Source organism: Streptomyces sp. NPDC093598, from assembly GCF_044764825.1.
GTDB lineage: Bacteria > Actinomycetota > Actinomycetes > Streptomycetales > Streptomycetaceae > Streptomyces.
On sequence record NZ_JBIWIV010000005.1, the window covers coordinates 91,186 to 104,701 of the forward strand.

The window sequence follows — 13,516 nt, forward strand, 5'->3', positions numbered from 1 at the left end:
CATCAACCCCATACGCAAGACCCTGACCGCCACCGCTGTCGTCGGTGCCGTCCTCGCGGGCGCGGCCGCCTGCGGAACGGTGGAGCAGCTGTCCGCCGGCAAGAAGCTCGACCGGGCCTTCGAGAAGCTCGGCAAGAAGAACACACTCTCCTTCGAGCTCGACCTGGACACCGACGCCACCTCCCTGAAAGCGCTGGACGCCGAGTCCGACCCCGCGTCCGGTGAGGAGATCCCGGACGAGGTCGCCGAGCTGCTCAGCGGCGCGAAGATCACTGTGACCGTGCAGTCGAAGAAGCCGCTCGACGAGTCCGGTGAAAAGGACCTCGTCGGCACGGCCATGAAGGTCAGCACCAAGGACGGCGACCTCGCCGAGTTCCGGGTGATCGGCGATTACACCTACATCCGTGCCGACTTGGACGCCATGGGCGAGATGATGGGCAGCCCCCTGCCGGACGCCGGCGATCTGCCCCCGGAGGCCGGGGCGATGAAGGACGTCATCGAGGGCAAGTGGGTGAAGTTCAACACCAAGGAGATGGAGAAGGCCACCGCCGAGGGCCAGGAGGCCGAGGGCACTCCCGCGCCCGCGCCGTCCCTCGACGCCAAGACGCAGAAGAAGCTCGTGAAGGCCCTCCGCGATGTCGTCGCCCGTGAGGTGGAGTTCAAGACAGCCGGCGGCGAGGACGGCACCGAGCATGTCACCGCGACGGCCCCCTTCCGTACGCTGATCACCGAGCTGCTCGGCGAGATCCGCCCGCTGGTGAAGGACCTGCCGCCGGGCATGGAGCTGCCGACGGACAAGGACCTGAAGGACGCCCCTGACGCCAAGGTGACGGCGGACTTCACGCTCGAGAACGGTGAGCTGGCCCAGGTGGACCTGGACCTCGCCAAGCTGGCCGAGACCGCCAAGGTCAAGAAGCTGGGCCTGACGCTGAGGATGCGCGAGGGTACCAAGCCCACCGCCCCGGCCGGTGCCACGACGCTCGACCTGAACGCCCTCATGAACGGCTTCTTCGCCGGACCGGCGCCGAGGGACGCCGAGTTCGAGGAAAGCGGTCTCGCCGACGAGGACTTCCCGACGGACGAGATCTGATCGTACGTACGGCGAGGACCCCTGGCAGGCAGTCGTCCTGGCGGGGGTCCTCGCCGCGTTTCGGCGTGTCAGCCGTCGGACTCCGGCGACGGGATGTATGCGCCGGGTACGTCGTTCGGGGCGTAGATCTTCTTCTCGCCGGGGTACGGGCGCGTCCAGTTGTGGGTCTGGTACCAGGTGAGGTGGTTCATCTGGGCCGGATTGGCGTAGTCGGGGACGGCGTGCGGGCCGGTCAGGTGCTGCTGGGACTTCCAGGCGTCCCACGCGGCGGCGAGGGACTTCCGGTCCGCCGGTACCTTCGCCGACGGTACGGCCGCGGCCTTGGGGTCCTGGGCGGCAGGGGTGTCCACGCCGCAGGACGGCGGGGTCTTCAGGCCGTCGGTCAGTGAGGTGCGGTTGGGCAGGGCGGTGAACGGCGTGTAGTCGGGGTGCCGGGTGAACGCGCCCCGCATGGGGGTGGCCGCGCTGTCCTTCTGGTTCATCGGGTGGATCCCGAGGATCTGCTCGATGGTGCGGATCATCGTGATCTGCGAGTAGAAGTGGCTGTCGACGGTGCCGTGCTGGGCCCAGGGGCTGATGATCTGGACCGGGGCGCGATGGCCGTCGACGTGGTCCAGGCCGGCCTGGGAGTCGTCCTCGACGACGAAGATCGCCGAGTCCTTCCAGTATGTGCTGTGCGAGATCTTGTCGATGATCTTGCCGGTGGCGAGGTCGTTGTCGGCGACCTGGGCGGCCGGGCTCGCCGGGCCACCGGTGTGGTCGCTGGAGAGCCAGAACATGTTCAGGTTGGCCGGGCCGTTCTTCTCGAAGTCCTGCTTCCAGATCTCGTACCGGTACAGGTCCGGCACGCTGGTGTCGAACTTCGGGAAGCCGGGCACCGAGACGCTGTTGAGCGAGGGGATCGGTGAGGAGGAGTTCAGGGGGTAGGCGGTGGCCTGGCCGGTCGCGTCCATGTTCCTGGCGTCGCAGTACAGGTTCTGCCAGTCGGCGCCGGACGGCTTGGTCAGGAACTGCTGGAACTCGCCGAAGTCCCGCACGCTCTTGCCGGCAGCCTGCGCTCCCGTCCACAGGAAGCCGGTCTTCTGGTGGCCGAGGGCGTCGTCCTCGGTGTCGTAGCTGCGCGTGTACTCGCCGGCCGAGGACTCGGTGTACTCGGGGTTGTCGGCCTGCATGAGCCAGTTGTGGCCCTCGGCGGAATTGGTGCCGATGTCGTAGGTGTTGTCGTACAGCCCGAACTGCTCGGCCAGAGCATGCTGGTTCGGCGTCACGTTCTCACCGAACTGCGTCAGTGACGGGTCTCCGTTGCCCTGGGGGATGTCACCGAGGACCTGGTCATAGGTGCGGTTCTCTTTGACGATCAGGAAGACGTGCTTGATCGTCGACGGGTCGCCGATCCGCGTCGGGACCGGCTGCGGTGCCGCGTGGCCGTGGCCCTTGGCCAGTGCGACGGAGCCGGCGCTCCATCCGTTCTGCTGGAAGACCTTGGCGGTCCGGGCCCGGATGACACGGTCGCTGGGCAGGGTGAACTGCGTCAGGCTGGAGGTCGTGTCATGGGTGCCGCGGCCGGCGCTGTCGGGGCGGAGCGCGTCGATGCCGCGGGTGTTGGAGACGACGACCTTCCTGCCCACAGTGGTGATCTCCGCGGGGAAGTAGTCCGTCGGGAGGAGGCCGATGTAGCTGACCGGCTCCTGCGGGGAGGTGTAGCGGTAGACGGCGACGGCGTTGGCGCGGCCGAGTGTCACCAGCAGGTGGCCGTCGTCGGTGAGGGTCACGGCGTCGGGCTCGTAGCCGACCGAGGCCTCCGGCCACGGCTGGGTGGAGATCGTCTGTACGACCTTGCCGTTGGCGGTGTTGATGACCGACACGTTGTTGTCGGCGGTGTTGGTGACGAACACCGCGCCGCGCCGGGCGTACACGGCGGTCGGGTGCAGGCCGACGTCGATGGTGCCGACGGCGGCGGCCGGGTCGGCCAGGTCGATGACGCTGACCGTGCCGGTGGTGGTGGCGCCGGTCTTCGGGTCGGCCGGCACCTGGGTGCCGTAGGAGTTGAGCGTGGAGTCCCCGGCCTTCGCGGGCCGTCCGCCCTCGTTGCCGACGTAGAGCTTGTCGCCGACCCGGACCATGCCGCGCGGGGCGTTGCCCACCGCCCAGCTCTGCTTCACGGCCCCGGTCGCCGCGTCGAGCGCCACCACCCGGTTCTGGCCGTTGACCGCTGCGTACACGGTGGAGCCGTCGGAGGAGAACACCGCCGCGGCGACCAGGGCCTGCTTGCCGCCGTCGGCCGGGATCGTGACGGTCACCGGGTCGGCCAGGGTGCCGTCCGGGTTCACGGTGAACTTGGTGTAGCCGTCGGCCTGGCCCAGCCACAGCTGCTTGCCGTCGGGTGAGTACGTCGGGCCCTCCTGGCCGACGGAGCCGCTGCCGATGCGCAGGTCGTCGGCGGCGTTGGTGCCGATACGCTGCTTGATCCGCCCGGTCGCGAGGTCCACGACGACCAGAGCGGCGTCGCCGTCGGTGACCGCGGCGGCGAGGTGGCTGCCGTCCGGGCTGACCGTCGACGACATGATCTTGCCGTCGTTGATGACGAGGCGGTCTCCGTACGGGGCGAGGTACTGGTCGGCGGAGACGACCTGGCCCTTGCCGGTGACCTGGCCGACCTGGTCGGTGCCGAACTGGCGGGTTTCGGCGACGGCGGTGCCGGTGGCCAGTGCGGCCGTGATGATGCAGGCGGTCACCAGCGTGGCCCGGCGGCTGACGCGTCTGCCCAGCAGGTCGTAGTACTTCTTCTCGGCCTGCCGGCGGCGGCGTGCTATCTCCATGACGTCATTCCTTCGGGGATTCGGGGACGCGGGGATTCGGGGAGTTCGGGGGGTGGCCGGAGAGGAACGGTTCAGGGAGCCGTGGTGGCCGGTGCGGCGGAGAGCAGGTCGACGTTGCCGTCGAACTGCCACAGCGGGTTCGGTGCGTCTGCGTTCGAAGTCCGCACCAGGAAGTAGCCGTTCACTTCCTTCGGTCCGTCGCCGTCGGCCACGAACCGCCCGTCCGCCGTGATGTCGAGCTGGTAGACGGCCGACCCGGTGGCCGCGACGCCCGGCAGATGCCAGGAGACGACGCACCGCCAGTCGTTGCCCGGGCCCCGGGCGCCGTCCTGGACACCCGCCTTGGTGCAGGCCGCCCCGGTTTTCAGCTGCGCCTCGGTGACGGCGGGCCGGTGGAGCTGATCGGTCTGCATGCGGTACAGGTGGGCGAACTCGGTGGCGAGCGAGCGTTGCACCTCGGCCTGCTCGATCCCGGAGCCGGTGGCCGTCGTCGTCGCCGCCACGACCGCGACCGTCACGCCGAGCAGCCCCGCGAGCGGCAGGGCGGCCATGGTGACCGCGCGGCGCGCCGAGCCGTCGTCGGTGGGGTTGGTGAAGTCGCGCCGCAGGAAGAGGACATAGGCCAGCGCCGTCGCCGTCACTGCCCACAGGAGGCTGACAGCGATGCCGATGAGGAGCGGGGTGAGCTGCGCCGGGCTGGTGAACAGGCCGTTCCAGGTGAGGAAGACGTCGCCGGGCAGGGCGAGGCGTACGGCGACCGGGAGCGGCAGCATCTGGGCGAGCTGCATCGCCGGCGCGACGATCGCCGGCAGCAGCAGGCCCATCGGGGAGCGCCCGAGTACGACCGACCCCAGGAGCCCGATTCCGGCGAGGGCCAGCGTGGGGGCGAGCACACAGGCCCAGGCGAGCAGGACCAGGCCGGCGGCGTCGCCCGGCGCGAGCAGATGGCCGTCGAGGCCGACCAACTGCTGGTTGCCGACGGCCACCAGCCCGCCGACCGTGCTGGAGACGGCCAGTCCGGCCACGAGCAGCAGGATGACGGTGAGACCGGCCAGTGCCTTCGCCGCGAAGATCCGCCGGGGTGAGCGGACGGCGACGAGGAGGTGGCGCCAGGTGCCGAGTCGGTCCTCGGAGGCGAACACGTCGCCGGCGACGACGGAGGTGAGCAGCGGAAGCGCCCAGGTGCCGGCGAAACCGAGCGTCACCAGCGGCCCGGCCCACCCGGTGGCGTGCATCCAGCGGCCGAAGAGGGTGTCCGTGGGGAGCGTGCTCTGCGTGCTCACCCCGGCCACGAAGAGCGCCGGCGCGATCCAGCACGCGAGAAGCAGGAGGCGGATCCGCCACTGGGAGAGGAGCTTGACGACTTCGAAGCGGTAGCCCCGGGCAACTGTGACGCGGCCCGATGCGGTGCGGTGCGCTTGCGCGGTGGGTACGGCGGTAAGGCCGGGGCCTGCGCTCGGGGGTGTGGTTGCGGTCATCGACCGGTCTCCTGCTGCTGGGCGTCGGTCTTTTGCTGCCGCTCGGTCAGGGCCAGGAACGCCGCCTCCAACGGGGAGACGACCGGGGCCAGTTCGCGCAGAGCGATGCCCTCGTGGACGAGCCGCACCACCAGATCGTCGAGGGCGGGCACCAGCGCGCGCACCACGAGCCCTTCCCCGCCCCGGCGTCCCGTGGTGTCGTCGGCCAGGCGGATTCCCGGCGTGACGGCGGCCAGCCGGCGGGCGCGCTCCGGGTCGGGCGTGGTCAGCCGGTAGTCGAGTTCACCGTTCTCGGCGGCCAGCTTGCCCAGCGGCCCGGAGAAGACGATCCGCCCGGTCGCGAGGATGGTGACCTCCGAACACAGGGCCTCCAGGTCGTCCATGCGGTGGCTGGAGAGGACGACGCTCGTTCCCTCCCGCGTGAGCCGGGTGAGAACACCGTGGACGTGCCTCTTTCCAGCCGGATCCAGGCCGTTGGAGGGCTCGTCCAGTACGAGCAGCCGCGGCTTGGTGAGCAGGGCCGCGGCGAGGCCGAGCCGTTGGCGCATGCCCAGGGAGAAACCGCGGGTGCGGTCGTCGGCGACGTCCGTGAGCCCCACCTGTCCGAGTGCGTCGTCGATGCCGGCCGACGGCGTGTCGTCGCCCCGCAGAGCGGCGAGCGCGGCGAGGTTCTGCCGGGCGGTGAGCGAGGGGTACAGCCCCGGCCCGTCCAGGAACCCCGCGACACCGCCGGGCGCCTCGAACGCCCGGCCCACCGGCGTGCCGAGGATCTCCAGACTTCCGCTGTCGGCCACGGCCAGGCCGAGGAGGAGGCCGAGCAGCGTCGTCTTGCCGGCGCCGTTCGGACCGACCAGGCCGTGGATCTGTCCCTGCGCCACATCCAGGTCGACGCCGTCGAGCGCGACGACATCACCGAAGCACTTGGTGATGCCGCGAGCCCGGATCGCGAGGTGTGAGTCCATGAGCCCCTTCTTTCGGAGAGCCTCATGGACCCTAGGAAGCGCACACGGCGCTGACGGGGATCACCGGTTGAACGGTTCGGGAACGTAACCCCAAACGGGAGTCAATACAGGCCTGCGTACCGCAGCAGGCGGGTGAAGCCTGAGCCGGTGTCACCTCGCCGGGGCATGCATGAGGATCTCCGCCGTATCCGGCTGGGTCGGCGGCATCGATGCGCTGGAGGCGAGAGTGATGAACGAACGAGCCGGACGGACGGGCGCCCACACCATCAGCGTCCCGGTCCTCATCGTGGGCGGCTCCCTGGTCGGCCTCGCGACCTCGCTGTTCCTGGGACGGCTGGGAGTGCCGCACCTGCTGGTGGAGCGTCACGCGGGCACCTCCATCCACCCGCGAGGCCGCGGCAACAACGTCCGCACGATGGAACTGTTCCGGGTGGCGGGTGTGGAGAAGGCGATCCAGGAAGCGGCCGCCACCCTGGCCGTCAACCACGGCATCCTCCAGGCTCCCACCCTGGTCGGCGACGCCGGCGAATGGCTGTTCAAAGACATCGACCCGGGCGGCGGACTGGCCCGCTTCAGCCCCAGCGCCTGGTGCCTGTGCAGCCAGAACGACCTCGAGCCGGTCCTGCTCGACCACGCCCGCAGATACGGAGGAGACCTGCGCTTCTCCACCGAGCTGATGTCGTTCGACAGCGACCCCACCGGTGTGACCGCGGTGGTCAAGAGCCGCGAGACCGGTGAGCACACCACCGTCCGCGCCGACTATCTCGTCGCCGCGGACGGCCCGCGCAGTCCCGTGCGTGAGCGACTGGGCATCGCCCAGAGCGGGCCCGGCGACCTGTTCCACAACGTCAGCCTCACCTTCCGCTCCCGCCGTCTCGCCGACGTCGTGGGTGACCGGCACTTCATCGTCTGCTACCTGACGAGTCCGGAGGCCGACGGTGCCTTGCTGCCGGTGGACAACCGCGAGAACTGGGTCTTCCACGCCCCCTGGCACCCCGAGCACGGGCAGACCCTGGAGGAGTTCACGGACGAGTGGTGCGCCGACCACATCCGCCGGGCGGTCGGGGTCGCCGACCTCGATGTGGAGATCACCGGCAAGGCCCCCTGGCACGCCGCCCAGCGGGTCGCCCGCAGCTATCGGTCGGGACGTGTGTTCCTGGCCGGTGACTCGGCTCACGAGATGTCCCCCACCGGGGCCTTCGGTTCCAACACCGGTATCCAGGACGCGCACAACCTCGCCTGGAAGCTGGCCGCCGTGCTCGACGGCTGGGCGGGGGAGTCATTGCTGGACACCTACGACGCCGAGCGCCGTCCCGTGGCCGAGGCCACCAGCGCGCGGGCCGCGGCCCGGTCTGCCGAGCACAGCCATCCCGGATTCGCCCCGCCGCCCGGAGCGGGCAGCGGTGGCCCCCGGCAAGGCATCCTGAACGTCGCCCTCGGCTACCGCTACCCGCAGGGCGCCGTCGTCGGCGCCGATCCCGCGGCCCCGGTGGTGCCGGAGGGCCTCGACCTGACCGGCGCACCCGGCACCAGGGCGCCTCACCTGTGGGTGCTGCGCGGTGACGAACGGATCTCGACGCTCGACCTCTACGAGCGGTCCCTCGTGCTGCTCAGTGACGCCGCTGAGCCGAACGCATGGCACGAGGCCGCCATCCGCGTCGCCGACGACTCGTCCCTCCCGCTCGAGTCGTACCGGGTGGGCACCGGACCTGGGGCCGACCTGGTGCCGGAGGACGCCGTCGACTGGGCGGAGCGCCACGGCACCGGCCCAGGGGGCGCCGTACTCGTCCGGCCCGACGGGTTCGTCCTCTGGCGGTCGCCGGGTCCGGACGCGGATGCCGAGGCGGTGCTGCGCCAGGTCTTGAGGACCGCGCTGGCAGTCGCCTGAATCATCGCGAGCCTCGGAGTGCTTCTGGGCCGGCACGGCGGAGAGCTTCGACCAGGCCGAGCTTCTCAGCCGGCGGGTGTACGGCGACCCCACCGAGGCCCGGACGCGCTCATCACCCGTGCGGGGGACTGCGTCGGGCAGGCCGAGGACTGCGCGGACGGCCCGGCCGCCGTCGCTCTCCTCGTGCGACCGCCACGCGCCCAGTCACTCACGTACTACATCCGAGTCGCGCGATGTGGGGGACGGGCACAGGATCGAGAAGCGCTGACGTCGCATTACTGCGGCCAAACGTTCACTTTCCCCTCCGCGAAGGAGATGTGCGCAGGATGACCACCACCTCCGAACGGGTTGCAGGCTCGCGGGCGCGACAGGCGTCGCACCATGTCTCCCAGTCCGTGTTCGACGGTTCCCGGCTCCGAGTCGTCCTCCTGGTCGACGTCCACGACGGGGCCCAGCAGGAGTTCCTCGAAGCCTACGAACAGCTGTGCAACCAGGTCGCGTCCGTCCCCGGGCATGTGAGCGACCAGCTGTGCCAGTCGATCGAGAACCCCTCCCAGTGGCTCATCACCAGCGAGTGGGAGAGCGCCCCGCCGTTCCTCGCCTGGGTCAACAGCGAGGAGCATGTGCGGATGGTGCAGCCGCTGCACAGCTGCGTGCGCGACACCCGCTCCTTGCGCTTCCACGTCGTCCGCGAGACCGGAGGCCCGGCGACGGGCACCGATCAGGCGGAGCGCCGGCTCCAGGCGGCGCCCAGGATCGGTGACGGTGTGATCCGGCACGCGCTCACCTTCACCGTCAAGCCGGGCAGCGAGGAGATCGTCGCCAAGATCCTCGCCGACTACGCCTCGCCGGATCCGCGGGTCGACGACACCACCCGGCTGTGCCGCACCTCGCTGTTCATGCACGGCAACCGGGTGGTGCGAGCCGTCGAGGTGCGGGGCGACCTGCTGGCCGCACTGCGCCACGTCGCCCGGCAGCCCGAGGTGCGGGCTGTCGAGGAGGCCATCAACCCCCATCTGGAGCAGGACCGGGACCTCAACGACCCCGAGTCCGCCCGGGTCTTCTTCACCAGGGCCGCGCTGCCGGCCGTCCACCATGTGACGGCGGAGCGGCAGCACCCGCAAGCCGAGCGGCACGCCCTGTACTACCCGGCCCGGCCGGAGCGCGGTATGGAGCTGGCCGAACTCCTCGCCCGTCAGGACGAGGCGGCGGCGGACGACCCGCGCAGCCCGGTCCTGCGCAGCACGATCTTCCAGCGCGACGACGTCGTCGTACGGCTGATCGACGTGCGCGGCCAACTCGAGGCCGCCGACCCCGTCCTGATTCTCGGTCTGCCCGAACCAGGGCAGGTGGCCGAGCTGACGACGCTCCTGGACGACGCCGCGAGCACGGACGCGTCCGCGTCGAGGGACGGCAGCTTCACGCGCCTGCTCGAGCTGGCGCGCATGGATCTCGTCACCGACCGCCGGGCGCCCGACGCCTGATTCGTCATCCCGTGGGAGAGCCCTTCCTGGCTCTCCCACATCGGATGCAGCACATCAACGGAGGAACCCGTGATCACATCTCGTCCCAGAATCGTGAGCATGAGCGAGGTCGAGCCCAACCGCCGACGAGGCGGTGACCTGCGCGCCATGCTCACTCCAGCCACGGTGGGCTCTACCAGCGGATTCATGGGAGTGGCCCTCATCCAGCCCGGTGACCGGATCGGTGAGCACTACCACCCGTACTCCGAGGAGTTCGTGTACGTGGTGTGCGGGCAGATGGAGGTGGACCTGGACGGCGAGCCGCACCCGCTCCAGCCCGAGCAGGGACTGCTGATCCCCATCAACATGCGCCACCGCTTCCGCAACGTCGGAGACGTGGAGGCCCGGATGGTCTTCCACCTCGGCCCACTGGCCCCGAGCCCGCCCCTGGGGCACGTCGACACCGAGGAAACCGGCGCCGAGACCGCAGCGGTGGGGGCGGAGGCGGCCGACCGACGTCAGGTCCGGTCATGACGAGACGCGTGGCGGTCACCGGCATAGGCGTCGTCGCTCCCGGCGGCGTAGGCATACCGGCGTTCTGGGACCTCCTGGCAGCCGGGCGTACGGCGACACGGGCCATCACCTTCTTCGACCCGTCCGGACTGCGTTCGCGGATCGCCGCCGAGTGCGACTTCGACCCCGCCGCCCACGGCCTGGACGCGCGGGAGGTGGAACGATGCGACCGCTACATCCAGTTCGCCCTGGTCGCGGGGGACGAAGCGGTACGGGACGCCGGTCTCGACCTCGACGCCGAGGATCCGTGGCGCATCGGCGTCTCGCTGGGCACCGCGGTCGGCGGCACCACCCGGCTGGAGAACGACTACGTCCTGGTCAGCCACGGCGGGCAGCGCTGGGATGTGGACCACCGGGAGGCGGGCCCGGACCTGCACCGCGCCTTCACGCCCAGCACGCTCGCCTCGACGGTGGCGGAGCGGTTCGGGGCGCGTGGCCCGGTGCAGACCGTCTCCACGGGCTGCACCTCCGGGCTGGACGCGGTCGGATACGCCTTCCACACCGTGCAGGAGGGCCGGGCCGACGTGTGCATCGCCGGCGCCTCGGACTCGCCGATCTCCCCGATCACCATGGCCTGCTTCGACGCCATCAAGGCAACCTCCCCGAACAACGACGACCCGGCCCGCGCCTCGCGTCCCTTCGACGCCGACCGCGACGGATTCGTCATGGGCGAGGGTGGCGCCGTACTGGTCCTGGAGGAGCTCGAGCACGCCAGGGCCCGCGGCGCCCACGTGTACTGCGAGCTCGGCGGATACGCCACGTTCGGCAACGCCTACCACATGACCGGCCTGACCAGCGAGGGTCTGGAAATGGCCCGCGCCATCGAGGACGCCCTCGACCACGCACGGCTCGACCCGACCGCGATCGACTACGTCAACGCGCACGGCTCGGGCACCAAGCAGAACGACCGCCATGAGACCGCCGCGGTCAAACGGGTGCTGGGCCCGCACGCCTACGACACCCCCATGAGTTCCATCAAGTCGATGGTGGGTCACTCCCTGGGCGCGATCGGAGCCATCGAACTCGTCGCCTGTGTGCTGGCCCTGACCCACCAGGTGGTACCGCCTACCGCGAACTACGAGACACCCGATCCCGAGTGCGACCTGGACTACGTCCCACGCGTCGCCCGCGAGCGCAAGCTCGCCGGCGTGCTCTCGGTGGGCAGCGGCTTCGGCGGCTTCCAGTCCGCGGTGGTCATGAACCGGCCGAGGGAGAAATCACGATGAGCGAACCCCGTCCGCGGCGCGCGGTCGTCACGGGAATCGGTGTGATCGCGCCCAACGGAGCCGGCACCGAGACCTTCTGGAAGTCCACCAGGGAGGGCATCAGCGTCCTGGACCGGGTGACCCGAGAGGGCTGCGAACATCTGCCACTGCGGGTGGCGGGCCTGGTGCGCGACTTCGACCCGTCGGCAGCGATCGAGGAGCGCCTCCTGGTTCAGACCGACCGGTTCACGCACTTCGCGATGGCCGCGGCCGACCTCGCGCTCGACGACGCCCAGCTTCACCGGCCCGAGACCGACGGCGCGCCGTTCTCCGTGGGTGTGGTCACCGCGGCCGGTTCCGGCGGCGGCGAGTTCGGACAGCGCGAACTCCAGCAACTGTGGGGCAAGGGCAGCCGCTTCGTCGGCCCGTACCAGTCCATCGCCTGGTTCTACGCCGCCAGCACCGGCCAGATCTCCATCCGCCGCGGTTTCAAGGGGCCCTGCTCGGTCGTCGCCGCCGACGAGGCCGGCGGCCTGGACGCCCTCGCCCACGCGGCGCGGGCCGTGCGGCGCGGCACCGATGTGATCGTGGCCGGGGCGACCGAGGCGCCGATCGCGCCGTACTCGGTGGTCTGCCAACTCGGCTATCAGGAGCTCAGCACGGCCGACGACCCGACCCGCGCCTACCGCCCGTTCACGTCCGCGGCCTGCGGGTTCGTGCCCGCGGAGGGTGGCGCCATGGTCGTGGTGGAGGCGGCGGACGGGGCCCGGGCGCGGGGCGCGCGCGTGCGGGCCCACCTGGCCGGGCATGCGGCGACCTTCACGGGAGCCTCCCGTTGGGAGGAGTCCAGGGAAGGTCTGGCCCAGGCCGTCCGGGGAGCCCTGGCGGAGGCCGACTGCGCCCCCGAGGAGATCGACGTGGTGTTCGCCGACGCCCTCGGCGTTCCGGAGGCGGACCGCGCGGAGGCCCTGGCCATCGCCGACGTGTTCGGAGCCCATGGCACCCGTGTGCCCGTCACCGCGCCGAAGACCGGGATCGGCCGGGGCTACTGCGCGGCGCCGCTGACGGACGCCGCGGCGGCGGTGCTCTCGATGGAGCACGGCCTGATCCCGCCCACCCCCAACGTCTTCGACATCTGCCACGACCTCGACCTCGTGACCGGCCGGGCCCGTGCCGCCGAGGTACGCACGGCGCTCGTTCTGAGCCGGGGTCTCATGGGGTCCAACTCGGCGCTGGTGCTGCGGCACGGCGCCACCGACGCCTCGTAGTGAGGCGTCGCGGAGCAGGAGAGAAAGGAACGGCATGACTGACCGCATCACTGTGGAAGAGCTGGCCGAACTCATGAAGAAGTGCGCCGGTGCCACCGTCAGCCCGGAGGAACTCCGCCGCGAGGGAACGGTCTTCGAGGCCCTGGGCGTCGACTCGCTGGGCCTGCTGGGCATCGTGGGCGAGCTGGAGAACCGGTACGGCACGCCGATGCCACCCGACGCCGAACGCTCCAAGACGCCCGGGCAGTTCCTCGACCTCGTCAACAGCGCCCTCATGACAGGAGCGTGAGATGACCGGACACACGCAGAACGAGATCACCATCGCGGCGCCTGTGGACCTGGTCTGGGAGGTGACCAACGACCTCGAGAACTGGCCGCGGTTGTTCAGCGAGTACGCCTCCGTCGAGATCCTCTCCCGGGAGGGCCGCAAGACGACCTTCCGGCTGACCATGCACCCGGACGAGAACGGCACCGTGTGGAGCTGGGTCTCCGAGCGCGAACCGGACCGCGACACGCTCACCGTGAAGGCCCGCCGGGTCGAGACGGGGCCCTTCGCGCACATGGACATCCACTGGCGGTACGAGGAGGTACCGGCCGGCACCCGGATGGTCTGGACGCAGGACTTCGCGATGAAGCCGGAGGCGCCGGTCGACGACGCGTGGATGACGGACAACATCAACCGGAACTCCGCGATCCAGCTGAGCCTGATCCGCGACCGCATCGAGAAGATCGCCGCTGAGCGCGGTGCGAGCAGCGGTCTGACCGACTGA

At 70.5% G+C, this 13,516-nt stretch carries 11 protein-coding genes; 8 read left to right on the forward strand and 3 right to left on the reverse strand.

Annotated features, from left to right (window positions below; translation table 11 throughout):
• Positions 1–79 precede the first annotated feature (79 nt).
• Positions 80–1,090, forward strand: coding sequence for a hypothetical protein (locus ACIRDU_RS19050; RefSeq protein WP_403580864.1), 1,011 nt, complete (start codon positions 80–82; stop codon positions 1,088–1,090).
• Positions 1,091–1,158: 68 nt separating this feature from the next.
• On the opposite strand, the gene ACIRDU_RS19055 is transcribed toward ACIRDU_RS19050, so the two are convergent.
• The 3 genes from ACIRDU_RS19055 to ACIRDU_RS19065 form a co-directional block, all read right to left on the reverse strand.
• Positions 1,159–3,909 carry an alkaline phosphatase family protein gene (locus ACIRDU_RS19055; protein WP_403580867.1) on the reverse strand — a complete coding sequence of 917 codons (2,751 nt, stop codon included), beginning with the start codon at positions 3,907–3,909 and terminating at the stop codon, positions 1,159–1,161.
• 71 nt (positions 3,910–3,980) lie between these two features.
• On the reverse strand, positions 3,981–5,387 hold the full coding sequence (locus ACIRDU_RS19060) for an ABC transporter permease (RefSeq protein ID WP_403580870.1): 1,407 nt from the start codon (positions 5,385–5,387) through the stop codon (positions 3,981–3,983).
• Positions 5,384–6,349 carry an ABC transporter ATP-binding protein gene (locus ACIRDU_RS19065; RefSeq protein WP_403580873.1) on the reverse strand — a complete coding sequence of 322 codons (966 nt, stop codon included), beginning with the start codon at positions 6,347–6,349 and terminating at the stop codon, positions 5,384–5,386. The genes ACIRDU_RS19060 and ACIRDU_RS19065 overlap by 4 nt, the downstream gene beginning before the upstream one ends.
• A 229-nt stretch (positions 6,350–6,578) precedes the next feature.
• Between ACIRDU_RS19065 and ACIRDU_RS19070 the strand changes: the two genes are divergently transcribed.
• From ACIRDU_RS19070 to ACIRDU_RS19100, 7 genes are all read left to right on the forward strand, one after another.
• Positions 6,579–8,237: an FAD-dependent oxidoreductase gene (locus ACIRDU_RS19070; RefSeq protein WP_403580875.1), complete on the forward strand. Its 1,659-nt coding sequence runs from the start codon at positions 6,579–6,581 to the stop codon at positions 8,235–8,237.
• Between the two features lie 326 nt (positions 8,238–8,563).
• Positions 8,564–9,721, forward strand: coding sequence for a SchA/CurD-like domain-containing protein (locus ACIRDU_RS19075; protein ID WP_403580878.1), 1,158 nt, complete (start codon positions 8,564–8,566; stop codon positions 9,719–9,721).
• A gap of 99 nt (positions 9,722–9,820) precedes the next feature.
• Entirely contained in the window at positions 9,821–10,234 is a 414-nt protein-coding gene (locus ACIRDU_RS19080) for a cupin domain-containing protein (RefSeq protein WP_403580880.1), read from the forward strand.
• On the forward strand, positions 10,231–11,499 hold the full coding sequence (locus tag ACIRDU_RS19085; protein ID WP_403580883.1) for a beta-ketoacyl-[acyl-carrier-protein] synthase family protein: 1,269 nt from the start codon (positions 10,231–10,233) through the stop codon (positions 11,497–11,499). The genes ACIRDU_RS19080 and ACIRDU_RS19085 overlap by 4 nt, the downstream gene beginning before the upstream one ends.
• Entirely contained in the window at positions 11,496–12,746 is a 1,251-nt protein-coding gene (locus tag ACIRDU_RS19090) for a beta-ketoacyl synthase N-terminal-like domain-containing protein (RefSeq protein WP_403580885.1), read from the forward strand. The genes ACIRDU_RS19085 and ACIRDU_RS19090 overlap by 4 nt, the downstream gene beginning before the upstream one ends.
• A 34-nt stretch (positions 12,747–12,780) precedes the next feature.
• The gene (locus tag ACIRDU_RS19095) at positions 12,781–13,035 is read left to right on the forward strand and encodes an acyl carrier protein (protein WP_403580888.1); all 255 of its coding nucleotides are present in this window, start codon (positions 12,781–12,783) and stop codon (positions 13,033–13,035) included.
• A gap of 1 nt (position 13,036) precedes the next feature.
• Positions 13,037–13,516: an SRPBCC family protein gene (locus ACIRDU_RS19100; protein WP_403580890.1), complete on the forward strand. Its 480-nt coding sequence runs from the start codon at positions 13,037–13,039 to the stop codon at positions 13,514–13,516.

What these genes read in the sequence shown, in the direction of transcription:
- ACIRDU_RS19090 (WP_403580885.1), top strand. Translation starts at nt 11,496, where the DNA reads ATGAGCGAACCCCGTCCGCGGCGCGCGGTCGTCACGGGAATCGGTGTG.
- ACIRDU_RS19080 (WP_403580880.1), top strand. Translation starts at nt 9,821, where the DNA reads ATGAGCGAGGTCGAGCCCAACCGCCGACGAGGCGGTGACCTGCGCGCC.
- ACIRDU_RS19095 (WP_403580888.1), top strand. Translation starts at nt 12,781, where the DNA reads ATGACTGACCGCATCACTGTGGAAGAGCTGGCCGAACTCATGAAGAAG.
- ACIRDU_RS19055 (WP_403580867.1), bottom strand. Translation starts at nt 3,909, where the DNA reads ATGGAGATAGCACGCCGCCGCCGGCAGGCCGAGAAGAAGTACTACGAC.
- ACIRDU_RS19085 (WP_403580883.1), top strand. Translation starts at nt 10,231, where the DNA reads ATGACGAGACGCGTGGCGGTCACCGGCATAGGCGTCGTCGCTCCCGGC.
- ACIRDU_RS19075 (WP_403580878.1), top strand. Translation starts at nt 8,564, where the DNA reads ATGACCACCACCTCCGAACGGGTTGCAGGCTCGCGGGCGCGACAGGCG.
- ACIRDU_RS19100 (WP_403580890.1), top strand. Translation starts at nt 13,037, where the DNA reads ATGACCGGACACACGCAGAACGAGATCACCATCGCGGCGCCTGTGGAC.
- ACIRDU_RS19060 (WP_403580870.1), bottom strand. Translation starts at nt 5,387, where the DNA reads ATGACCGCAACCACACCCCCGAGCGCAGGCCCCGGCCTTACCGCCGTA.
- ACIRDU_RS19070 (WP_403580875.1), top strand. Translation starts at nt 6,579, where the DNA reads ATGAACGAACGAGCCGGACGGACGGGCGCCCACACCATCAGCGTCCCG.
- ACIRDU_RS19065 (WP_403580873.1), bottom strand. Translation starts at nt 6,349, where the DNA reads ATGGACTCACACCTCGCGATCCGGGCTCGCGGCATCACCAAGTGCTTC.